The organism is Mesorhizobium argentiipisi (SeqCode) (genome assembly GCF_037179585.1).
Classification (GTDB): Bacteria; Pseudomonadota; Alphaproteobacteria; order Rhizobiales; family Rhizobiaceae; genus Mesorhizobium; species Mesorhizobium argentiipisi.
The window spans coordinates 281,439-304,161 of record NZ_JAPYKO010000002.1 but is presented as its reverse complement, the minus strand read 5'-3'; the positions used below and the strand labels follow the sequence as shown (position 1 = coordinate 304,161).

The 22,723-nt window shown below is 63.5% G+C and carries 22 protein-coding genes and 1 riboswitch; of the genes, 19 read left to right on the top strand and 3 right to left on the bottom strand.

Annotated features, from left to right (window positions below; genetic code table 11):
- Nucleotides 1–10: 10 nt before the first annotated feature.
- From cobW to O7A05_RS04355, 3 genes are all read right to left on the bottom strand, one after another.
- A complete protein-coding gene (gene cobW / locus O7A05_RS04365) occupies nucleotides 11–1,048 on the bottom strand; it encodes a cobalamin biosynthesis protein CobW (RefSeq protein ID WP_337091723.1) in 1,038 nt (345 codons plus the stop codon).
- A 2-nt stretch (nucleotides 1,049–1,050) separates the two neighbouring features.
- Nucleotides 1,051–1,476 carry a DUF1636 family protein gene (locus tag O7A05_RS04360; protein ID WP_337091721.1) on the bottom strand — a complete coding sequence of 142 codons (426 nt, stop codon included), beginning with the start codon at nucleotides 1,474–1,476 and terminating at the stop codon, nucleotides 1,051–1,053.
- A gap of 40 nt (nucleotides 1,477–1,516) precedes the next feature.
- A riboswitch (cobalamin riboswitch) is annotated at nucleotides 1,517–1,718 on the bottom strand.
- A gap of 30 nt (nucleotides 1,719–1,748) precedes the next feature.
- Complete coding sequence (locus O7A05_RS04355) at nucleotides 1,749–2,948, bottom strand: winged helix-turn-helix domain-containing protein (protein ID WP_337091720.1); 1,200 nt, start codon at nucleotides 2,946–2,948, stop codon at nucleotides 1,749–1,751.
- Nucleotides 2,949–3,279: 331 nt separating this feature from the next.
- On the opposite strand from O7A05_RS04355, the gene O7A05_RS04350 reads away from it, so the two are divergent.
- From O7A05_RS04350 to O7A05_RS04260, 19 genes are all read left to right on the top strand, one after another.
- A complete protein-coding gene (locus O7A05_RS04350) occupies nucleotides 3,280–3,645 on the top strand; it encodes an NADH-quinone oxidoreductase subunit A (RefSeq protein WP_337091719.1) in 366 nt (121 codons plus the stop codon).
- Nucleotides 3,636–4,217 carry a NuoB/complex I 20 kDa subunit family protein gene (locus tag O7A05_RS04345; RefSeq protein ID WP_015317338.1) on the top strand — a complete coding sequence of 194 codons (582 nt, stop codon included), beginning with the start codon at nucleotides 3,636–3,638 and terminating at the stop codon, nucleotides 4,215–4,217. Before O7A05_RS04350 ends, O7A05_RS04345 begins: the two co-directional genes overlap by 10 nt.
- Nucleotides 4,218–4,221: 4 nt before the next feature.
- Nucleotides 4,222–4,824: an NADH-quinone oxidoreductase subunit C gene (locus tag O7A05_RS04340; protein WP_337091718.1), complete on the top strand. Its 603-nt coding sequence runs from the start codon at nucleotides 4,222–4,224 to the stop codon at nucleotides 4,822–4,824.
- An 8-nt stretch (nucleotides 4,825–4,832) separates the two neighbouring features.
- Nucleotides 4,833–6,023, top strand: a complete 1,191-nt coding sequence (locus O7A05_RS04335; protein WP_337091717.1) for an NADH-quinone oxidoreductase subunit D — start codon at nucleotides 4,833–4,835, stop codon at nucleotides 6,021–6,023.
- Nucleotides 6,024–7,346 (top strand): NADH-quinone oxidoreductase subunit E, encoded by a 1,323-nt coding sequence (locus O7A05_RS04330; protein ID WP_337091716.1) that lies wholly within the window; start codon nucleotides 6,024–6,026, stop codon nucleotides 7,344–7,346.
- A gap of 10 nt (nucleotides 7,347–7,356) precedes the next feature.
- Nucleotides 7,357–8,661 (top strand): NADH-quinone oxidoreductase subunit NuoF, encoded by a 1,305-nt coding sequence (nuoF, locus tag O7A05_RS04325; RefSeq protein WP_337091715.1) that lies wholly within the window; start codon nucleotides 7,357–7,359, stop codon nucleotides 8,659–8,661.
- 77 nt (nucleotides 8,662–8,738) lie between these two features.
- Nucleotides 8,739–9,443 carry an NADH-ubiquinone dehydrogenase gene (locus O7A05_RS04320; RefSeq protein WP_337091714.1) on the top strand — a complete coding sequence of 235 codons (705 nt, stop codon included), beginning with the start codon at nucleotides 8,739–8,741 and terminating at the stop codon, nucleotides 9,441–9,443.
- Nucleotides 9,444–9,517: 74 nt separating this feature from the next.
- Nucleotides 9,518–11,599: an NADH-quinone oxidoreductase subunit NuoG gene (gene nuoG, locus O7A05_RS04315; RefSeq protein WP_337091713.1), complete on the top strand. Its 2,082-nt coding sequence runs from the start codon at nucleotides 9,518–9,520 to the stop codon at nucleotides 11,597–11,599.
- A gap of 2 nt (nucleotides 11,600–11,601) precedes the next feature.
- Nucleotides 11,602–12,645, top strand: a complete 1,044-nt coding sequence (gene nuoH, locus O7A05_RS04310; RefSeq protein WP_337091712.1) for an NADH-quinone oxidoreductase subunit NuoH — start codon at nucleotides 11,602–11,604, stop codon at nucleotides 12,643–12,645.
- Nucleotides 12,645–13,136 carry an NADH-quinone oxidoreductase subunit NuoI gene (nuoI, locus tag O7A05_RS04305; protein WP_095764866.1) on the top strand — a complete coding sequence of 164 codons (492 nt, stop codon included), beginning with the start codon at nucleotides 12,645–12,647 and terminating at the stop codon, nucleotides 13,134–13,136. The genes nuoH and nuoI overlap by 1 nt, the downstream gene beginning before the upstream one ends.
- A gap of 230 nt (nucleotides 13,137–13,366) precedes the next feature.
- Nucleotides 13,367–13,987: an NADH-quinone oxidoreductase subunit J gene (locus O7A05_RS04300; RefSeq protein WP_140724960.1), complete on the top strand. Its 621-nt coding sequence runs from the start codon at nucleotides 13,367–13,369 to the stop codon at nucleotides 13,985–13,987.
- A 1-nt stretch (nucleotide 13,988) separates the two neighbouring features.
- Nucleotides 13,989–14,297 (top strand): NADH-quinone oxidoreductase subunit NuoK, encoded by a 309-nt coding sequence (nuoK, locus tag O7A05_RS04295; protein WP_027168992.1) that lies wholly within the window; start codon nucleotides 13,989–13,991, stop codon nucleotides 14,295–14,297.
- Nucleotides 14,298–14,308: 11 nt separating this feature from the next.
- Nucleotides 14,309–16,282, top strand: coding sequence for an NADH-quinone oxidoreductase subunit L (nuoL, locus tag O7A05_RS04290; RefSeq protein ID WP_337091710.1), 1,974 nt, complete (start codon nucleotides 14,309–14,311; stop codon nucleotides 16,280–16,282).
- A complete protein-coding gene (locus O7A05_RS04285; protein WP_224516282.1) occupies nucleotides 16,282–17,787 on the top strand; it encodes an NADH-quinone oxidoreductase subunit M in 1,506 nt (501 codons plus the stop codon). The genes nuoL and O7A05_RS04285 overlap by 1 nt, the downstream gene beginning before the upstream one ends.
- A gap of 14 nt (nucleotides 17,788–17,801) precedes the next feature.
- A complete protein-coding gene (gene nuoN, locus O7A05_RS04280) occupies nucleotides 17,802–19,238 on the top strand; it encodes an NADH-quinone oxidoreductase subunit NuoN (protein ID WP_337091709.1) in 1,437 nt (478 codons plus the stop codon).
- Between the two features lie 4 nt (nucleotides 19,239–19,242).
- The gene (locus O7A05_RS04275) at nucleotides 19,243–20,064 is read left to right on the top strand and encodes a biotin--[acetyl-CoA-carboxylase] ligase (protein WP_337091708.1); all 822 of its coding nucleotides are present in this window, start codon (nucleotides 19,243–19,245) and stop codon (nucleotides 20,062–20,064) included.
- A gap of 96 nt (nucleotides 20,065–20,160) precedes the next feature.
- Entirely contained in the window at nucleotides 20,161–21,831 is a 1,671-nt protein-coding gene (locus O7A05_RS04270) for a ribonuclease J (RefSeq protein ID WP_337091707.1), read from the top strand.
- Between the two features lie 123 nt (nucleotides 21,832–21,954).
- Nucleotides 21,955–22,359 (top strand): methylmalonyl-CoA epimerase, encoded by a 405-nt coding sequence (gene mce / locus O7A05_RS04265; RefSeq protein WP_337091706.1) that lies wholly within the window; start codon nucleotides 21,955–21,957, stop codon nucleotides 22,357–22,359.
- Entirely contained in the window at nucleotides 22,356–22,640 is a 285-nt protein-coding gene (locus O7A05_RS04260; RefSeq protein WP_337091705.1) for a DUF1467 family protein, read from the top strand. Before mce ends, O7A05_RS04260 begins: the two co-directional genes overlap by 4 nt.
- Nucleotides 22,641–22,723: the final 83 nt, after the last annotated feature.

The following is a 22,723-nucleotide window of genomic DNA, read 5'->3' as shown; positions in this document are numbered from 1 at the left end:
GGTATTAGCCTCAGCCGACGAGGATACGCTCGATTGCCGGGCGGTTCAGCCCCTTGAGGCCGATGACGACGAGCCGCGAGCGGCGGTCGTCCTCGGCCGTCCAGGCGCGGTCGTAATAGTGGTTGACGCGCGGGCCGACAGCCTGCAGCAGGAGCCGCATCGGCTTGCCGCCGACCTCGACGAAACCTTTGACGCGCAGCACGTTTTCCTGCTCGGCGGCAAGGGCGACGCGCTTGGCCAGCTCGTCGGGATTGGCGATCGACGGAATGTCGAGGACGAAGGAATCGAAATCGTCGTGCTCATGGTCGAGCTCGTCGTCGTGATGGGTCTTGCGGCTCTCGATGTCGTCCTCCACCGCAAGGCCGAGGCCGAGCAGCACGGACGGGTCAACCTTGCCCTGCGCTGTCGGCACGACCTTGACCGCGCGCGCGACATGCTCGCCGATGACGGCGTTGGCACGGGCGGAGCCCGCCGCATCCATCAGGTCGCTCTTCGACAGGATGATCAGGTCGGCGCAGGCGATCTGGTCCTCGAATACCTCTTCGACCGGATCGTCATGGTCGAGGGAATCGTCAGCCGCACGCTGCGCCTGCAGGGCATCCATATCGGAAGCGACGCGGCCGTCGGCGAGCGCCGGTCCGTCGACCACGGCAATGACGCCATCGACCGTCACGCGGCTCTTCACGCTCGGCCATTGGAAGGCTTGGACGAGGGGCTTCGGCAGAGCGAGGCCGGAGGTTTCGATCAGGATGTGGTCAACCTTGGGTTTGAGCGACAGGATCTGGTCGAGCGCCGGCACGAAGTCGTCGGCGACGGTGCAGCAGATGCAGCCATTGGCGAGCTCGACGATGTTTTCTTCCGGGCAGGCGTCGACGCCGCAGCCTTTCAGGATCTCGCCGTCGATGCCGACATCGCCGAACTCGTTGACGATGATCGCCAGCCGCTTGCCCTTGGCGTTCTCAAGCAGGTTGCGGATCAGCGTCGTCTTGCCGGCGCCGAGGAAGCCGGTGACGACGGTGCAGGGAACACGGGAAACGGATGCGTTCATGGTCAGTCCTTCAGCATGTCGAGAGGAGGGATGCGGGCAACCAGGCCGCGCTTGAGGGAATCGGGCCGGCCGCGCCAGGGGATGAGACCATCGGTCGAGGTGGCGAAGAGCTTTGCGCCGGCGATGAGATCGGCGCCGCTGGTCGTGTTCAGATCGCCGAAGACGTAGCTCCAGCAGCCATTGCGGAGCAAAGCCGCGCTCAGCCGGCGCTTGCAGTTGCCGAGGCATTCGACGGTACGGATGTTGATCTTTTCGCCGGAAGCAGCCCGATGCGTATCTTCGGCAAGCAGCGCACCGGCGCGCGGATGCGCATCCGAACCGGTCTCGTCGCGGCAGGATGAGCAGACGATGACGGTCACGCCGGCCAAAGCGTCGGGCTCGGACGGAATGTCCGCGATGTTTGCCTGGAAACTGTCGTTGCGATCCAAAACCATGCTCCTTGCCCGGAAAACCCGCCGGGCATTCGGATACTTAAAGTCTCAGACGGCAGGTCTCCTGGCTCGCGGGTCGTCGCCCTGAATGCCGCCTTCCCGGGAAATCCCAGTGGTTTTCGGCAGAGGCTCGTCGCTTACAGTTGCGGGGACAGCCGCGGATTTGGGTTTTGGCCCGCACCGCATTCCCTCTTGGCTCCTCCCTTTGCCGGGAGAAGACCGTCTGGGTCAGGATTTAGGCTTACGGCTAGGTCCCTGTCAACGCGCAGCTACGACACCGCGATGTCGGCCAGCGCCGGTCCGAGGTCGCCGGCCGGCGTCACTTCGATCGACTCCAGGCCGAGCCAGCCCTGCATCTGCTTCAACTCATCGAAAAGCTGTGCGGCCGTTTCGGGCGGGGCGCCGGCCTCGGCATAGGCGGCGTGGACGCGCAAGATGCTGGCCGGGCGGTCAGCTCTCAAATCGACGCGGGCGACGATCCGGTCGCCGAGCAGGAAGGGCAGCACGTAGTAGCCATATTGGCGTTTCTCGGCCGGCGTGTAGATCTCGATGCGGTAGCGGAAATCGAAGAGTTTTTCCGTCCTGGTGCGTTCGAAGACGACGGGATCGAAGGGGGCGAGCAGGGCGCGCGCCTCTATCCGGCGCGGGAAACGGGCTTCCTTGTGGAGATAGGCGGTCTTGTCCCAGCCTTCGACCTTCACCGGCAGCAGTTCCCCCGCCTCAACCAGGTCCTCGATGCGATCCTTCGTGTCGCCCGGCGCGAGACGAAAATAGTCGCGCAGGTCGCCATAGGTGGCGATGCCGTGAGCACGGGCCGAAATGCGCAGCAATTCGCGATGCGCGTCCTCGACCGAGGGAACGGGAAGGTCGAGCACCGCCTGCGGCAAAACGCGCTCGGGCAGGTCGTAATAGCGCTCGAAGCCGCGCCGGTAGGCAGTGGTGATGCGTCCGGCCCAGAACAGCCATTCGAAAGCGTGCTTGGCCTCGCTCCAGCCCCACCAGCCGCCATTACCCTTGTGGCCTTCGATATCGGAGGCGGCGATCGGACCGCGATCGGCGACCTCTCTATATATCTCGTCGATCATTTCCTTGCGCTCACGGCCCCATTTGGCGAGACCGAGATACATCTCCTCGCCCTGCTCGGCGCGCTGCATGCGCCAGCGCATCAGCGGGTAGGTCTCGACGGGCAGGAACGACGCCTCATGCGCCCAGTATTCGAACACGGCGCGCTTGCGGGTGACCGCGGCATTGTCGAGCAGCGTAAGCGGGTAGGGGCCGAGGCGCGAATAGAGCGGCATATAATGCGCCCGCACCACCGCGCTCACGGAATCGATCTGCAGAAGGCCGGTTCGCGAAAGCACCCGGGCGAGGTGCCGGCGATCCGGAACTCCTGCGGGGCGACGGTCGTTGAACCCTTGCGCGTCCAGCGCAATGCGCCTCGCCATGGCCAGCGAAATCTTGTCTTTCATCAGGCGTCGCCCCGATCGTCCCTTGGATTTTTAGCCGGTGATTCCGGCCATGTTAGCAGGCAAATGGCGGGAGATATGTCAGGAGACAAAAGTGGAGTAAAAATCGAAGGAAATCAAACAGGAGCGGATCGGACCAGTTTCTTCCGATAAGGCGTCCAGGGCCGCGATTTGAACAAGGTTTGACTTGCGTCACCGAAACCGCTGCGCTAACCCTCGCCGCGTTGCAGCATGGGCCCCTTAAAACGGTTCAGCGGTTAATCTGTCACGCTTCCGCATTAGAGTTCGTTGCTGTAATCAAAATGAACTGCCCCCGCCGAAGGAAAGTCGCCGCATGAGCGCACTCCTAAGTTCGTACCTGCCTATCGTGCTGTTCATCGCCGTGGCGATGATCGTCGGTCTGGCGCTCATCGTTGCTCCGTTCCTGGTGGCCTACCGCAATCCCGATCCGGAAAAGCTTTCCGCCTATGAATGCGGGTTCAACTCGTTCGACGACGCCCGCATGAAGTTCGACATCCGCTTCTACCTGGTGTCGATCCTGTTCATCATCTTCGATCTCGAGGTCGCCTTCCTGTTCCCGTGGGCGGTGTCCTTCTCGAAGCTCGGCATGCTCGGCTTCTGGTCGATGACGGTGTTCCTGGCGGTACTGACCATCGGTTTTGCCTATGAATGGAAAAAAGGAGCGCTGGAATGGGATTGAACGACAGTTCAGGCACCCTCGTCGCGCCGAAGCCTAAGGGCATCATCGACCCCAACACCGGCAGGCCGGTAGGGGAGGACGATCCCTTCTTCCTCGAGATCAACAATGAACTGGCCGACAAAGGCTTCCTTGTCACCTCGACCGAGGCGCTGATCACCTGGGCGCGCAGCGGCTCGCTGATGTTCATGACCTTCGGTCTCGCCTGCTGCGCGGTCGAGATGATCCACACCTCGATGCCGCGCTATGACTCGGAGCGCTTCGGCGTCGCCCCGCGCGCGTCGCCGCGCCAGTCCGACATCATGATCGTCGCCGGCACGCTGACCAACAAGATGGCGCCGGCGCTGCGCAAGGTCTACGACCAGATGCCGGAGCCGCGCTACGTCATCTCGATGGGCTCCTGCGCCAATGGCGGCGGCTATTACCACTATTCCTATTCGGTGGTGCGCGGCTGCGACCGCGTCGTGCCGGTCGACATCTATGTGCCCGGCTGCCCGCCGAGCGCGGAAGCACTGCTCTACGGCATTCTCCTTCTCCAGAAGAAGATCCGCCGCACCGGCACGATCGAGCGGTGAGCCGATGACCCTGGCTTTGAACGAACTCTCCACCTATCTCGGCGAGAAGCTCTCCGGCCGCATCGGCGAAGCCGTGATTGCGTATGGCGAGCTGACGATTTCGGTGGAACCGGGCAATCTCATCGAGGTGGCCACCTTCCTGCGCGACGATCCGCGCTGCCAGTTCATCTCGATCATCGACATTTGCGGCGCCGACTATCCCTCGCGCGCCAAGCGCTTCGATGTCGTCTATCACCTTTTGTCACCGAAGCAGAATGCGCGCGTCCGCCTCAAGGTCCAGGCCGACGAGGAGACGCTGGTGCCGTCGCTGACCAGCGTCTATCCCGGTGCCGACTGGTTCGAGCGCGAGACCTACGACCTTTACGGCGTGCTGTTCTCCGGCCATCCGGACCTGCGCCGCATCCTCACCGACTATGGTTTCGAAGGCCATCCGCTGCGCAAGGATTTCCCGCTGACCGGTTTCGTCGAGGTTCGCTACGACGACGAGGCCAAGCGGGTCATCTACGAGCCGGTGGAATTGAAGCAGGAATTCAGAAACTTCGACTTCTTGAGCCCGTGGGAAGGAACGGATTACGTCCTCCCCGGGGATGAGAAGGCGAAGCAGTAGGGCGACCCATGGCTGAAACCTCCGTCCGCAACTTCAACATCAACTTCGGTCCGCAGCATCCTGCGGCGCATGGCGTTTTGCGCCTGGTGCTGGAGCTGGACGGCGAGGTGGTCGACCGCGTCGATCCGCATATCGGTCTGCTGCATCGCGGCACCGAGAAGCTGATCGAGGCCAAGACTTATCTGCAGGCCGTGCCCTATCTCGACCGGCTCGACTATTGCGCGCCGATGAACCAGGAGCATGCCTTCGCTCTCGCGGCCGAGCGCCTGCTCGGCATCGAGGTGCCGAAGCGTGGGCAACTGATCCGGGTGCTCTATTCCGAGATGGGCCGCATCATGTCGCACATCTTGAATGTCACGACGCAGGCGATGGACGTCGGCGCGCTGACCCCGCCGCTGTGGGGCTTCGTCGAACGCGAAAAGCTGATGGTGTTTTACGAGCGCGCCTCGGGCTCGCGCATGCATGCGGCCTATTTCCGGCCGGGCGGTGTGCACCAGGACCTGCCGCATAAGCTGGTCGAAGATATCGGCAAGTGGATCGATCCGTTCCTGAAGTCGATCGACGATCTCGACGCGCTGCTTACCGGCAACCGCATCTTCAAGCAGCGCAATGTCGATATCGGCACCGTGTCGCTGGCCGACGCCTGGGCCTGGGGCTTTTCGGGCGTGATGGTGCGCGGCTCGGGCGCCGCCTGGGACCTGCGCAAATCGCAGCCCTATGAATGCTATTCCGAGATGGATTTCGACATTCCGATCGGCAAGAACGGCGACTGCTTCGACCGTTACCTTGTGCGCATGGAAGAGATGCGCCAGTCGGCCAAGATCATGCGCCAGTGCGTCGATCTCTTGCTCGGCAAGGAAAGCGTCGGCCCGGTGTCGAATCTCGATGGCAAGGTGGTGCCACCGAAGCGCGCCGCGATGAAGCGCTCGATGGAAGCGCTGATCCATCACTTCAAGCTCTATACCGAGGGCTATCGCGTGCCGGCCGGCGAGGTCTATGCGGCCGTCGAGGCGCCGAAAGGCGAGTTCGGCGTCTACCTGGTCTCCGACGGCACCAATAAGCCCTATCGCTGCAAGCTGCGCGCGCCTGGTTTCGCGCATCTGCAAGCCATGGATTTCCTGTGCCGCGGCCACATGCTGGCCGACGTCACCGCCGTGCTTGGCTCCCTCGACATCGTGTTTGGTGAGGTCGATCGCTAAATGTCAGTCCGCCGTCTTGCAGAAGCCAGCCTCCAGCCAGCCTCGTTCGCCTTCAACGAAGCGAACGCGGCAGCCGCCCAGCAGTGGATCGCCAAATACCCGAAAGGGCGCGAGCAGTCCGCGATCATCCCCTTGTTGATGATCGCGCAGGAGCAGGAAGGCTGGGTCACCAAGGCGGCGATCGAGACGATCTCCGACATGCTCGGCATGCCGCGCATCCGTGGTCTCGAAGTCGCGACCTTCTACACGCAGTACCAGCTCAACCCGGTCGGCACACGCGCCCATATCCAGGTCTGCGGCACCACACCCTGCATGCTGCGCGGCTCCGAAGCGCTGATGGATGTGTGCCGTTCGAAAATCCATCACGACCAGTTCCATACCAACGACAAGGGCACGCTGTCGTGGGAGGAGGTCGAATGCCTCGGCGCCTGCGTCAACGCGCCGATGGTCATGATCTTCAAGGACACTTTCGAGGACCTGACGCCTGAGCGGCTGGCCGAGATCATCGATCTCTACGACGCCGGCAAGGGCGCCGAGGTCAAGCCAGGCCCGCAGAACGGCCGCCACGGCTCCGAGCCGGCTACCGGCCTGACGACGCTGACCAGCGAAAAGGCGATCCTGAAGTCGACGCGCGACAAGGAAGCCAAGGCGGCGGCGAAAGCGGCCAGGGAAGCTCTCGCGTCGGCGCCGGCTGATGCTCCCGCCGCAGCCCCGGCACCCGCTGCGCCGGCAAGTTCGGCGCCGGCTCCGGCCGCCCCGGGCCCGGTTGGACCGTCAAAATCCAGCAAGCCGAAGACCCATGCGGCTGAAACCAGCCCGGCGCTCAACACGCCGTCGCCGGTCAAGGTCGCCCCGGCCACCGAGAACGGCGCCAGCGTCAGGGCGCCGCGCCATTCGGCCGCCAACGCCAATCAGGCTGCTCCGGAAGTCGAGGCCGTTTCCAAGCCGCGCAGCGGGCCGAAGACGAAGGCCGAACCGGCCACGGCCTTCAAGGCGCCGGAAACCAAGCAGCCTGTCGCCAAGACGGCGAAACCTTCACTCAACGACAAGAACCGGCCGGCCGGCATCGAGCGACCTGCCGCGGTCGACGATCTCAAGCTGATCTCCGGCGTCGGCCCGAAGATCGAAGGGACCCTGCATTCGCTGGGCATCTACACCTTCGCGCAGGTCGCCGCATGGAAGAAGGCCGAGCGCGAATGGGTTGACGGTTATCTCAATTTCCGCGGCCGCATCGAGCGCGACGACTGGGTGAAGCAGGCCAAGACGCTCGCCAAGGGCGGCGTCGCCGAATACATCCGTGTCTTCGGCAAGAAGCCGGTCTGAGGGACGATAAATGCTTCAGGACAAAGACCGCATCTTCACCAACATCTACGGCCTCTTCGACAAGTCGTTGGCCGGCGCGCAGTCGCGCGGCATCTGGGACGATACGCCCGGCCTCATCGCCAAGGGCCGCGACTGGATCGTCAACGAGATGAAGGCGTCCGGTCTGCGCGGCCGCGGCGGCGCCGGCTTCCCGACCGGGTTGAAATGGTCGTTCATGCCGAAGCAGAGCGACGGCCGCCCGAGCTATCTGGTCATCAACGCCGACGAATCCGAGCCAGGCACCTGCAAGGACCGCGATATCCTGCGCAACGATCCGCACACGCTGGTCGAGGGCGCGCTGGTCGCCGGCTTCGCCATGGGCGCGATCGCCGCCTACATCTATGTGCGCGGCGAGTTCATCCGCGAGCGCGAGGCGCTGCAGCGCGCTATCGACGAGGCTTACGCAGCCAAGCTGATCGGCAAGAACAACACGTCCGGCTACGACTTCGACATCTACATGCATCACGGCGCCGGCGCCTATATCTGCGGCGAGGAGACGGCGCTGCTCGAAAGCCTGGAAGGCAAGAAGGGCCAGCCGCGGCTGAAGCCGCCATTCCCGGCCAATGTCGGCCTCTATGGCTGCCCGACCACCGTCAACAATGTCGAATCGATCGCGGTCGCGCCGACCATCCTGCGCCGGGGCGCCGCCTGGTTCTCGTCCTTCGGCCGCCCGAACAATGCCGGCACCAAGCTGTTCTGCGTGTCCGGCCACGTCAACAATCCGTGCACTTTCGAAGAAGCGATGTCGATCCCGTTCCGCGAGCTGATCGAGACGCATTGCGGCGGCATTCGCGGCGGCTGGGACAATCTGCTCGCGGTCATTCCGGGCGGCGCTTCGGTGCCGCTGGTGCCGGCCGAGCAGATCATCGATGCGCCGATGGATTTCGACGCGCTGCGCGACCTGAAATCCGGCCTCGGCACGGCGGCCGTCATCGTCATGGACAGGTCGACGGATATCGTGAAGGCGATCGCCAGGCTGTCCTACTTCTACAAGCATGAGAGCTGCGGCCAGTGCACGCCGTGCCGCGAAGGCACCGGCTGGATGTGGCGGGTGATGGAGCGGCTGGTGCGCGGCGAGGCGCAGAAGCGCGAGATCGACATGCTGCTCGACGTCACCAAGCAGGTCGAGGGTCACACGATCTGCGCTCTGGGCGACGCGGCGGCCTGGCCGATCCAAGGCCTGATGCGGCATTTCCGCAGCGAGGTGGAACGTCGCATCGACGAGTTTTCGCGCAACGCGCACCGGGTCGAGCCGGTGATGGTGGCGGCGGAATAAGAATTTCGAAATACGGGCTTGGCCCGAAGACTAAAAAGCAGGGGCGGGGCATACGAAGAAACGACCAGGAGATCTCTATGGCGCTGTATTCGATACCTTACCCGTTCATGCCTGATTTGGACCAACTCGAGAAAATGAACCAGGACCTGACCAAGATGATGCCGAAGGAGATGGCCAGCGCCGTCAACCTTCTGGCGCATCCGGTCGCGGGCGCCGCGGCGATGTCGGCGCTCAGCATCGGTCTTGCCAACCATGCCGTCGGCATGTGGATGGGTGCGTTCACCGGCGCGATGGAAGCCTCGCAGCGCATGTTCCAGCCTTTCCTCGAGGACCTTGAGGCCCAGAACGAAGCGGCCGCCAACGCTTCCAAGGCGCGCAAGGCGACCGATACGCTGATCGCCAGGGCGCAGACCTTCGCCAGGGACGTGACCGACATCGCGGCGAACGCGACCGAGAAGGCGCTCGACGCGACCGAGAAGGCGCTCGACGCGACCGGGACAGGTCTCGTCGCCCAACCGGCCGCGACCGGGCTGATGCCGGAAGATTTCAGGCAGCCGAAGGCAATCGACAAGCCGGCTAAGCCGTCGGACCTGAAGGCGATTTCGGGTATCGGACCGAAGCTGGAGAAGGTGCTCAACGGTCTCGGCATCTGGACCTATGGCCAGATCGCTGCCTGGACGTCGGAAGAGATCGCCTGGGTGGAAGACTACCTGTCGCTCGCCGGCCGCATCGGCCGCGACGATTGGACTGCCCAGGCCGCGGCGCTCGCCGCGAAGAAGTGAATTGAGATGCCGGGCGCGGTTCAGGTCGCGCCCGGAAGGGTAGATTGCGGGACATCCGCAGAGGTTTGAGGCGAATGGCAAAGCTAAAGGTCGACGGGAAAGAGATCACGGTACCCGACCATTACACGCTGCTGCAGGCGGCCGAGGACGCCGGCGCGGAAGTGCCGCGCTTCTGCTACCACGAGCGGCTGTCGATCGCCGGCAATTGTCGTATGTGCCTGATCGAGGTGAAGGGCGGCCCGCCCAAGCCGCAGGCGTCCTGCGCCATGGGCGTGCGCGACCTGCGTCCGGGCCCGAATGGCGAGCCTCCGGAAATCTTCACCAACACGCCGATGGTCAAGAAAGCCCGCGAAGGCGTGATGGAATTCCTGCTGATCAACCATCCGCTCGATTGCCCGATCTGCGACCAGGGCGGCGAGTGCGACCTGCAGGACCAGGCGATGGCCTTCGGCGTCGATTCCTCGCGCTATCACGAGAACAAGCGCGCGGTCGAAGACAAGTATATCGGCCCGCTGGTCAAGACGGTGATGAACCGCTGCATACATTGCACGCGCTGCGTCCGCTTCACCACCGAGGTTGCCGGCATTTCCGAACTAGGCCTGATCGGCCGCGGCGAGGATGCCGAAATCACCACCTATCTCGAACAGGCGATGACGTCGGAGCTGCAGGGCAATGTCATCGATCTGTGCCCGGTCGGCGCGCTGACCTCCAAGCCGTTCGCCTTCCAGGCGCGGCCGTGGGAGCTGACCAAGACGGAATCGATCGACGTCATGGACGCCGTCGGCTCGGCGATCCGCGTCGACTCCAGAGGCCGTGAAGTGATGCGTATCCTGCCGCGCGTCAACGAGGCGGTGAACGAGGAGTGGATTTCCGACAAGACCCGCTTCATCTGGGACGGCCTGCGCACGCAGCGCCTCGACCGCCCCTATGTGCGCAGGAACGGCAGGCTCGTTCCGGCAAGCTGGGGGGAAGCCTTCACCGCGATCAAGGACGAGGTTGCAAAGACCGCGCCTGAGCGGATCGGCGCGATCGCCGGCGATCTCGCCGCGGTCGAGGAAATCTACGCGCTCAAGCTGCTGATGGCCGCGCTCGGCTCAAAGAACATCGATTGCCGCCAGGATGGCGCCGCGCTCGATCCGGCGCTGGGACGCGCCAGCTACATCTTCAACCCGACCATTGAAGGCATCGAGCAGGCCGATGCGGTGCTGATCATCGGCGCCAATCCGCGCTTCGAGGCTTCGGTGCTCAATGCCCGCATCCGCAAGCGCTGGCGCGTCGGCAATCTGCCGGTCGGCGTCATCGGCGAGATCGGCGACACACGCTACGACTATGAGCTGATCGGCGCCGGCCCGGAATCGCTGAAGGACATTGCCGACGGCAACGGCAAGTTCTTCGAGGTGCTGAGCAAGGCCACGCATCCGCTGATCATCGTCGGCCAGGGCGCGCTGGCGCGCACCGATGGCGCGGCCGTGCTCGGCCAGGCGGCGAAGCTCGCGGCTGCCGTCAACGCGGTTACGGCCGAATGGAACGGCTTTGCGGTGCTGCACAACGCCGCGGCAAGAGTCGGCGGCCTCGATGTCGGCTTCGTGCCGGGCGAGGGCGGCAAGAACGTCGCCGGCATGCTGGGCGACACCGATGTGCTCTTCCTGCTCGGCGCCGACGAGATCGACATGGCCAAGACCGGCGGCGCCTTCGTCGTCTATATCGGCACGCATGGCGATGCCGGCGCGCACCGCGCCAATGTCATCCTGCCGGCCGCGGCCTACACCGAGAAGTCGGGCACCTATGTCAACACGGAAGGCCGCGTGCAGCAGACCAATCGCGCTGGCTTCGCCCCTGGCGAGGCGCGCGAGGACTGGGCGATCCTGCGGGCGCTCTCCGACGTGCTCGGCAAGAAGCTGCCCTTCGATTCGCTGGCGCAGCTGCGCACCAAGCTCTATGGCGAATTCCCGCATCTCGCCCGCATCGACCAGGTGCAGGCGGGCAGCGGCGACGACATCGCGAAGGTGGCGAAGCTTGGCGGCCGGCTGAACAAAGGCACCTTCACCTCGCCGGTGAAGGACTTCTATCTCACCAACCCGATCGCGCGGGCGTCGGCCGTGATGGCCGAATGCTCGGCGCTGGCCAAGAGCGGCTTCAAGCAGGCGGCGGAATAAGCATGGACACCTTCTTCTTCCTCTATGTGGCGCCGGCGCTCTGGATTCTGGGCGAGTCGATGCTCCTCATCGTCGTGCTTTTGATCGGCGTCGCCTATCTGCTCTATGCCGACCGCAAGATCTGGGCGGCTGTGCAATTGCGGCGCGGCCCGAACGTCGTCGGTCCGTGGGGAACGTTGCAGGCCTTTGCCGACCTTCTGAAATTCGTCTTCAAGGAGCCGGTGATCCCATCGGGCGCCAACAAGGGCGTGTTCCTTCTGGCGCCGCTGGTCTCGGCGGTGCTGGCGATTTCGGCCTGGGCGGTCATTCCGGTCAATGAGGGCTGGGCGATCGCCAACATCAATGTCGGCATCCTCTATGTCTTCGCCATCTCCTCGCTCGAGGTCTATGGCGTGATCATGGGTGGCTGGGCATCGAATTCGAAATACCCATTCCTCGGCGCGCTGCGCTCGGCCGCGCAGATGGTGTCCTACGAAGTCTCGATCGGCTTCGTCATCGTCACCGTGCTGCTCACCGTCGGCTCGCTCAACCTCTCCGACATCGTCATGTCGCAGCAGGACGGTCTCGGCACCAGGCTCGGCCTGCCCAACACCTTCCTCGACTGGCATTGGCTGTCGCTGTTGCCGATGTTCGTGGTGTTCTTCATCTCAGCGCTTGCCGAGACGAACCGCCCGCCTTTCGACCTGGTGGAGGCGGAATCGGAACTCGTCGCCGGCCACATGGTTGAGTATTCGTCGACGCCGTTCCTGCTCTTCTTCCTCGGCGAATATGTCGCCGTCGTGCTGATGTGCGCGCTGGCGACCATCCTGTTCCTCGGCGGCTGGCTGCCGCCGTTCAACTTCGCGCCCTTCACCTGGGTACCGGGGGTGATCTGGTTCGTGCTGAAGATCTGCTTGATGTTCTTCATGTTCTCGATGGTGAAGGCTTTTGTGCCGCGCTACCGCTACGACCAGCTGATGCGGCTGGGCTGGAAGGTCTTCCTGCCGATCTCGCTGTTCATGGTCGTCGCCACCGCGGCCTTCCTCAAGATCACGGGGTTTGCGTGATGTCCGCTCTGGCCCAGGCCGCAAAATCGCTGCTGCTGAAGGATTTCGTCAGCGCCTTCTTCCTGTCGATGCGCCAGTTCTTTGCGCCGAAGGAAACGATCAACTATCCGCATGAGAAGGGGCCGATCAGCCCGCGTTTCCGCGGTGAGCATGCGCTGCGCCGCTATCCGAACGGCGAGGAACGCTGCATCGCCTGCAAGCTCTGCGAAGCGATCTGCCCGGCGCAGGCCATCACCATCGAGGCTGGCCCGCGCCGCAATGACGGCACGCGCCGCACCGTGCGCTACGACATCGACATGGTGAAGTGCATCTATTGCGGCTTCTGCCAGGAAGCCTGCCCGGTCGACGCCATCGTCGAGGGGCCGAATTTCGAATTCGCGACCGAGACGCGCGAGGAGCTTTACTACAACAAAGAAAAGCTGCTCGCGAACGGTGATCGCTGGGAGCGTGAGCTGGCGCGCAACATCGCGCTGGATGCGCCGTATAGGTGATTAGCGTGCTTCTCCCCGTTTACGGGGAGAAGATGCCGGCAGGCAGATGAGGGGCCGCGCCAGCTTCCGGAAACTTGGCGTTGCCCCTCATCCGGCCCTTCGGGCCACCTTCTCCCCGTAAACGGGGAGAAGGAACAAGAAAGTGGACGGCGCAACGCCGTCCGTTTAAGGAACACGCGGTTTCGAACCGGAGGCGGGTCGGAGTCGGAATTTGGAACCCGGGGGAACCCATGCTGAGTGGATTAGAGGCGGCCTTTTTCTACCTCTTCGCCTTTATCGCCGTGGCGTCGGCCTTCATGGTCATTTCGTCGCGCAACCCCGTGCATTCGGTGCTGTTCCTGATCCTCACCTTCTTCAACGCCGCGGGCCTCTTCATGCTGACCGGCGCCGAGTTCCTGGCGATGATCCTGCTGGTGGTCTATGTCGGCGCGGTGATGGTGCTGTTCCTGTTCGTCGTCATGATGCTCGACGTCGACTTCGCCGAGATGAAAGAGGGGGCCTTGCAATATGCGCCGATCGGGGCGCTGGTCGGGCTGATCCTGGCGGCGGAGCTGATCATCGTGCTCGGCGGCTACACATTCGCGCCGCAGCTCGCCTCGACGGTGGCCAAGGCAACGCCGGACCTCGCCACGCGCTCCAACACGGCGGCGCTCGGCGACATCCTCTATACGGACTATCTCTATTATTTCCAGATTTCCGGCCTGGTGCTGCTGGTCGCCATGATCGGCGCCATCGTGCTGACGCTGCGCCACAAGGAGGGCGTCAAGCGGCAGTCGATCGCCGCGCAGGTCGCCCGCACGCCGGCGACGGGCATGGAAATCCGCAAAGTCAAATCGGGCGAGGGCATCTGAGATGGTCGTCGGCATTGCACATTACCTGACCGTTTCGGCGATCCTGTTCACGCTCGGCGTGTTCGGCATCTTTCTGAACCGCCGCAACATCATTGTCATCTTGATGTCGATCGAGCTCATCCTGCTTGCGGTCAACATCAACTTCGTCGCTTTCTCGGCGGCGCTGCATGACCTCGTCGGACAGGTGTTCGCCCTGTTCGTGCTGACGGTCGCAGCCGCGGAAGCCGCGATCGGTCTTGCCATTCTTGTCGTCTTCTTCCGCAACCGCGGCTCGATCGCGGTCGAAGACGTGAGCGCGATGAAGGGTTGACGGGAACCATCATGTATCAGGCTATCGTCTTCCTTCCGCTGCTCGGCTTCCTGATCGTCGGCCTGTTCGGCAATTCGCTCGGCGCCAAGGCTTCCGAATACATTACCTCCGGTTTTCTGGTGATCGCGGCGGTGCTGTCGTGGGTTGCCTTCTTCACCGTCGGCTTCGGCCATGGCGAGGTGTTCACCGTGCCGGTGCTGCGCTGGATCCAGTCGGGCGGCATCGACGCGTCCTGGGCGCTCAGGATCGACACGCTGACGGTGGTGATGCTGATCGTCGTCAACACCGTGTCGGCGCTGGTCCACATCTATTCGATCGGCTACATGCACCACGATCCGAACCGGCCGCGCTTCTTCGCCTATCTGTCGCTGTTCACCTTCGCCATGCTGATGCTGGTGACGGCGGACAACCTCATTCAGATGTTCTTCGGCTGGGAAGGCGTCGGTCTTGCTTCCTATCTGCTGATCGGCTTCTGGTACAAGAAGCCGTCGGCCAATGCCGCGGCGATCAAGGCTTTCGTCGTCAACCGCGTCGGCGACTTTGGCTTCGCGCTCGGCATCTTCGGTGTCTTCGTGCTGTTCGGCTCGGTCAATCTGAGCACCGTGTTCGCCAATGCGGCCTCGTTCCTGCCCGCAGAAGGCGCGCCGGCGGGTGCCGCCGTGCTCACCTTCCTTGGCCATGCGCTCGACAAACAGACGGCGTTGACGGTGGTCTGCCTGCTGCTCTTCATGGGCGCCATGGGCAAGTCGGCGCAGGTGCCGCTGCACACCTGGCTGCCGGACGCCATGGAAGGCCCGACCCCGGTCTCCGCGCTCATCCACGCGGCGACCATGGTGACCGCCGGCGTCTTCATGCTGGCGAGGCTGTCGCCGCTGTTCGAGCTTTCGCATACGGCGCTGACCGTCGTCACCTTCATCGGCGCCTTCACCGCCTTCTTCGCGGCGACCGTCGGCCTCGTCCAGAACGATATCAAGCGCGTCATCGCCTATTCGACCTGCTCGCAGCTCGGCTACATGTTCGTGGCGCTCGGCGTCGGCGCTTATGGCGCGGCGATCTTCCATTTGTTCACACATGCCTTCTTCAAGGCGCTGCTGTTCCTCGGCTCCGGCTCGGTCATCCACGCCGTGTCCGACGAGCAGGACATGCGCAAGATGGGCGGCCTGCGCAAGCTCATCCCGGCGACCTACTGGATGATGATCATCGGCACGCTGGCGCTGACCGGCGTAGGCATTCCGGCGACGGTGATCGGCACCGCCGGCTTCTTCTCCAAGGACGCCATCATCGCGACGTCCTTCGCCAGCCACAATGCGGTCGCCGGCTTCGCCTTTATCCTACTGGTGGTCGCCGCCTGCTTCACCAGCTTCTATTCCTGGCGGCTGATCTTCATGACCTTCCACGGCGAGCCGCGCGCCAGCCACGAGGTCATGCACCACGTCCATGAATCGCCGCCGGTGATGCTGGTGCCGCTCTACGTGCTAGCGGCCGGCGCGCTGTTCGCGGGCGTTCTCTTCCACGGCGCCTTCATCGGCGAGGGCTATGCCGAATTCTGGAAGGCGTCGCTGTTCACGCTGCCGGACAATCACATCCTGCACGAGATCCACGAGCTGCCGCTCTGGGTGGAACTGGCGCCCTTCGTCGCCATGGTAATCGGCCTCGCGGTGGCCTGGAAATTCTACATCCGCTCGCCGGAACTTCCCCGAAGCGTCGCCGCCAATCATCGGCTGCTTTATGCTTTCCTGCTCAACAAGTGGTATTTCGACGAGCTCTACGACTTCCTGTTCGTGCGGCCGGCGAAGCGCCTCGGCAGGTTCCTGTGGAAGACCGGAGACGGCGCCGTCATCGACGGCCTCGGCCCCGACGGCATCTCGGCGCGCGTCGTCGACGTCACCAACCGCGTCGTCAAGCTGCAGACCGGTTATCTCTATCACTATGCCTTCGCCATGCTGATCGGCGTTGCCGCTCTCGTCACCTGGATGATGCTCTGATGACCGACTGGCCAATTCTCTCGCTGGTCACCTTCCTGCCGCTGGTTGGTGTTCTGCTCATCCTGTTCATCAGCGATGACAGCGAAAATGCGCGCCGCAATATCCGCGCCATCGCCTTCATCACGACAGCGTTCACCTTCGTCGTCTCGCTGTTCATCTGGACGGGCTTCGACAATTCGCAGGCCGGCTTCCAGTTCGTCGAGAAGCACGCCTGGCTGGATTCGGGCATTTCCTACCATATGGGCGTCGACGGCATATCGATGCTGTTCGTCATCCTGACCACGTTCCTGATGCCGCTCTGCATCCTGGCCTCGTGGGATGCGATCGAGAAGCGGGTCAAGGCCTATATGATCGCCTTCCTGATCCTCGAGACCCTGATGATCGGGGTGTTCTGCGCGCTCGATATCGTCCTGTTCTACGTCTTCTTCGAGGCGGGCCTGATCCCGATGTTCATCATCATCGGCGTCTGGGGCGGCAAGCGGCGCGTCTATGCCTCGTTCAAGTTCTTCCTCTATACGCTCGCCGGCTCGGTGCTGATGCTGCTCGCCATCATGGCGATGTTCTTCCAGTCGGGCACCACCGACATTCCGACGCTGTTGACGCATCACTTCCCGGCCAACATGCAGACTTGGCTGTGGCTCGCCTTCTTCGCCTCCTTCGCGGTGAAGATGCCGATGTGGCCTGTGCATACCTGGCTGCCCGACGCGCATGTCGAGGCGCCGACCGCGGGCTCCGTCATCCTGGCGGGCATCCTCCTGAAGATGGGCGGGTATGGCTTCCTGCGCTTCTCGCTGCCGATGTTCCCGGAAGCGTCCGCGATGTTCGCGCCGCTGGTGTTCACGCTCTCTGTCGTGGCCATCATCTACACCTCGCTGGTGGCGCTGATGCAGGAGGACATGAAGAAGCTGATCGCCTATTCGTCGGTCGCCCATATGGGCTTCGTCACCATGGGCATCTTCGCGATGAACCAGGAAGGCGTGCAGGGCGCGATCTTCCAGATGCTCAGCCACGGCCTCGTCTCGGGCGCGCTGTTCCTGTGCGTCGGCGTCATCTATGACCGCATGCATACGCGCGAGATCGACGCCTATGGCGGCCTCGTCAACAACATGCCGAAATACGCCACCGTGTTCATGATCTTCACCATGGCCAATGTCGGTCTTCCCGGCACCAGCGGGTTCGTCGGCGAGTTCCTGACCATGCTCGGCGTGTTCAAGGTCAACACCTGGGTGGCGTTCTTCGCCGCCACCGGCGTCATCCTGTCGGCGGCCTACGCGCTGTGGCTCTATCGCCGGGTGATCTTCGGCGCGCTGACCAAGGACAGCTTGAAGAACCTGCTGGATCTCTCGCCGCGCGAGAAGGCGATCGTCTATCCGCTGGTGGTGCTGGTCATCTTCTTCGGCGTCTACCCGGCGCCGGTGTTCGACGCGACGGCGCAATCGGTCAAGACGCTCGTCACCAACGTCACCGCATCCATCAATTCCGCGCAAACCGCGGCGGCGAACTGACTGGGGAATAGACCATGACGCCGGACCTTCTCGCCAGCCTTTCGCTCTCGACGCCGGAACTGATCCTCGCCGTCGGCGCGCTGGTGCTCCTGATGATCGGGGCCTATTCGCGCTCCAACAGCACCATGACCGTGACCGGCCTGGCCGTCCTCGTGCTGGTGGTGACCGGCCTGTGGCTCGCCTTCTCCGGCACGCAGGGCGCTGCTTATGGCGGCGCCTTCGTCCAGGATTCGTTCAGCGCCTTCATGAAGATGCTGGCGCTGATCGGCTCGGCGGTGACGCTGGTCATGTCGATGCGCTTTGCGCGCCAAGAACATTTCGACAAGTTCGAATTCCCGGTTCTGGTGTTGCTCTGCACGCTCGGCATGATGCTGATGATCTCGGCCAACGGCATGATCGGGCTCTATCTCGGGCTCGAGCTGCAGTCGCTGGCGATCTATGTGCTGGCGGCGATCAACCGCGACAATCTGCGTTCGACCGAGGCGGGTCTGAAATATTTCGTCCTCGGCGCGCTGTCGTCGGGCATGCTGCTTTACGGCATCAGCCTCGTCTACGGCTACACCGGCAACACCGGCTTCCAGGAGATCGCAACGGCGCTTGGCAGCGGCGAGCGCCAGCTCGGCCTGGTCTTCGGCCTGGTGTTCGTGCTTGCCGGCCTCGCCTTCAAGATTTCGGCGGTGCCGTTCCATATGTGGACGCCGGACGTCTATGAGGGTGCGCCGACGCCGATCACCGCCTTTCTAGCGGCTGCGCCGAAGATGGCGGCGATGGCGCTGATCGTGCGCGTCACCATGGGTGCCTTCAAGCCGATCGCCTCCGACTGGCAGCAGATCGTCGTCTTCATCTCGATCGCCTCGATGGCGCTTGGCGCTTTCGCGGCCATCGGCCAGACCAACATCAAGCGCCTGATGGCCTATTCCTCGATCGGCCATATGGGTTATGCGCTGGTCGGTCTTGCCGCCAACAGCCAGGCCGGCGTGCGCGGCGTCGCCATCTATATGCTGATCTACCTGGTGATGACGCTCGGCACCTTCGCCTTCATCCTGGCCATGCGGCGCAAGGAAGGCAATGTCGAGCAGATCAGCGATCTCTCCGGTCTCGCATCGACCAACCCGATCATGGCCACCATCCTCACCATCCTGATGTTCTCGCTGGCCGGCATCCCGCCGCTCGCTGGCTTCTGGGGGAAGTGGTACGTGTTCCTCGCCGCCATCAACGCGCATCTTTATGCGCTGGCGATCATCGGCGTGCTGGCCTCGGTGGTGGGCGCCTATTATTACCTGCGCATCATCAAGATCATGTGGTTCGACGAGCCTGTCGGCGGCTTCGTGCCGATGGCGAGCGAGCTGCGCCTGGTGCTCGGCGTCAGCGGCGCCTTCGTGCTGTTCTATGTGCTGATCGGCGGGCCGATCGGCAACTATGCCGAAGCCGCCGCAAAGACCTTCTTCTGACGGGATGGCGTTTCGACTGGCTCCAACCGCGGCGTCGGAGGGGTTCCGGCTCGAGGCGCATGACAGCGTCGGCTCCACCAATGCGCTGGCGCTGGAACACGCGCGCGCCGGCGATCCCGGAAAACTCTGGGTCGTGTCGAAGAAGCAGGAGAGCGGTCGCGGCCGGCGTGGCCGTGCCTGGGCGACGCCGGAGGGCAATCTCGCGGCGACGCTGCTCCTGGTTCCCGGCGGCGAGCTTCGGCTGGCCGCGACGCTCGGCTTCGTCGCGGGGCTGGCGCTGGCCGACGCGCTCGACGCCGTCGTGCCGAAAGGCCGGATCGCCGTCGCCTTGGATGGCGCAAGCCAGGGCCGCAACCGCTTCGAATTGAAATGGCCGAACGACGTGCTGGCTTCGGGCGCCAAGCTTGCCGGCATCCTGTTGGAGTCGGCGACGCTCGATGGCGGCCGCTTTGCCGTCGCTATCGGCATCGGCGTCAATGTCGTGGCTTATCCTGAGGATTTGCCTTATCCGGCGACGTCGCTGCAGGCGCTGGGTGCCACTTGCGATGCCGAAACGCTTTTCCTGGCGCTTTCGGATGCCTGGAGCGAGAATGCCAGGCTGTGGGATGACGGGCGCGGGCTCGATGCCATCAGAAAGCGCTGGCTTGCCCGCGCGGCAGGGCTCGGTGGCGAGGTTGCTGTCAGAATTGACGGCAATGTGGTGCGCGGCGTCTTCGAAACCATTGACGAGGACTGCCGTTTTGTGATCCGCGACGATCAGGGATCGGTTTTGACGATCGCGGCCGGCGACGTGCATTTCGGCGCAGTCGCCTCGGCCCGGGTATAATTTTGTTTTTGTGCAATTCCGGACGGAAAGCCGTGACACGCTTTTCCCGGAATTGCGCCAACGGCTTGGCCAAAGCGGCCAGGAAGGAAAGAATTCATGGCGAATAGAGAAAACGCCGAACTTGTCTTCGCGCCGCTGGGCGGCGTCGGCGAGATCGGCATGAACTTCGCCCTTTACGGCTATGGGCCTGCAGACGCGCGCGAATGGATCATCGTCGATGTAGGCGTGACCTTTCCCGACAGCGCACATCCCGGCGTCGATCTCATCCTGCCCGACACGCGCTTCATCGAGGAGAATATCGAGGGGCTGCGCGGCATCGTCATCACCCACGCGCATGAGGATCATTACGGCGCGCTGCTCGATATCTGGCCGAAGCTCAAGGCGCCGGTCTGGATGACGCCGTTCACCGCCGGCCTGCTCGAGGCCAAGCGGCAGGGCGAACAGGGCGCGCCAAAGATTCCGGCGTCGATCTACCGGGCCGGCGAAAAATTCACCATCGGACCTTTCGAGATCGAGGCCATTCCCGTGGCGCATTCGATTCCCGAGCCGATGTCGCTGGCGATCACCACGCCCGCCGGCACCGTCATCCACACCGGCGACTGGAAGATAGACCCGGCGCCGACGATCGGCCCGAAGACCGACGAGGCGCGGTTCCGCGCCTATGGCGACAAGGGCGTGCTGGCGCTGATCTGCGATTCCACCAATGCGCTGAGGGAAGGGGAGTCGCCGTCAGAAGTCGCTGTCGGGGAAGGCCTCAAGGGCGTCATCGAGAGCGCGAAGGGACGTGTCGCGGTCACCACCTTCTCCTCCAATGTCGGGCGCATCGTCTCGATCGCCAGGGCGGCGCGCGATGCCGGCCGGCAGTGCCTGGTGCTCGGCCGTTCGCTGAAGCGTGTTATCGATGTGGCGGGCGAGCTCGGTTACATGGACGGCCTGCCGGAATTCATCGCCGAGGAAGATTACGGCTATATCCCGCGCGAGAACCTAGTCATCATCTGCACCGGCAGCCAGGGAGAGCCGCTGGCAGCGCTTGCAAAGCTTTCGCGCGACGAGATGAAGTCGGTTGCTCTGACGGCCGGCGACACGGTGGTGTTTTCCTCGCGCACCATTCCCGGCAACGAAAAGGGAATTCTCGAGATCAAGAACCGGCTGATTGATCTCGGCATCAAGATCATCGAGGATGGCGATGCGCTGGTGCATGTCTCCGGCCACCCGCGCCGCAGCGAATTGCGCAAGATGTATGAATGGGTCCGACCGCAGATCGGCGTTCCCGTGCATGGCGAGGCGGCGCATCTGGTGGCGCAGGGCTCGCTGATGTCGATGTCGGGCATCGGCCAGGTGGCGCAGGTACGCGACGGCGACATGCTGAGGCTCTGGCCAGGGCCGGCGACGATCATCGATCAGGTGCCGTTCGGGCGACTCTACAAGGATGGCTCGCTGATCGGCACCGACCAGGCGATGGGCATACGCGACCGCCGCAAGCTTTCCTTCGCCGGGCATGTCGCGGTCAATGTCGTGCTGGACGACAAGTATGAGCTTGCCGGTGACCCTGATCTGGTGGCGATCGGCGTCGCCGAGGCGGATGCCCGCGGCGAGACACTGGAGGACCTGATGCTCGATGCGGCAATCGGCGCGGTGGACTCCATTCCGCGCCAGCGCCGAAAAGACCTCGACCTGGTGCAGGAGGCGGTGCGCCGCGCCGTGCGCGGCGCCGCCAACGAAGCCTGGGGCAAGAAGCCGCTGGTGACTGTGTTCGTCACGCGGTGACGAATGAGGGAATAGGGGAGTAAGGCAGTAGGGAGTTGGGAAGAACGAGCAGTTGCCTGTTTTTCCCCTATTCCCTTACTGCCTTACTGCCCTACTCCCTTACTCCCTAAAGCGGAGCGCTTTATGCTTGGACGCCTGAACCATGTCGCGCTTGCCGTGCCGGATCTGGCCGCGGCGGTGGCCGCCTATCGCGATACGCTGGGCGCGCGAGTGGGCGAGCCGCAGGCGCTGCCGGAGCATGGCGTGACCGTGGTGTTCGTCGATGTCGGCAACGCCAAGATCGAGTTGCTGGAGCCGCTGGGGGAGACATCGCCCATCGCGGCGTTCCTGGAGAAGAACCCTTCGGGCGGCATGCATCACGTCTGCTATGAGGTCGATGATATCCTGGCTGCCCGCGATCATTTGAAGGCAAGCGGGGCGCGCGTGCTGGGCGACGGCAATCCGAAGATCGGCGCGCACGGCAAGCCGGTGTTGTTCCTGCACCCCAAGGATTTCTTCGGCACGCTGGTCGAACTGGAGCAGGTATGAACTGGATACTGTTCGCCGCGCTGTTCTTCGTCACCTGGTGGCTGGTGCTGTTCGTCGTTCTGCCGTTCAGCCTGCGCACGCAGGACGACGATCAGGATGTTACGCTTGGGACTGTTTCCAGCGCGCCGCGCGGCCCGCATATGCTGCGTGCTTTCATCCGCGCGACGATCGTGACGGTGGTCGTCATAGGCATTCTCTACGGTCTTACGATAGGGCTGGGATTCAGCTTCGACGATATCATGCGGATCATGCCGGACTTTAGTCCGAATGCCCATCACTGACGCTGAAGATACAGTCCCCAAGTATTAAGCAGCATACGCGCGCCAAAGTTGAATTCGGAAGGGGCTTCCGAATTCGGTGGCTA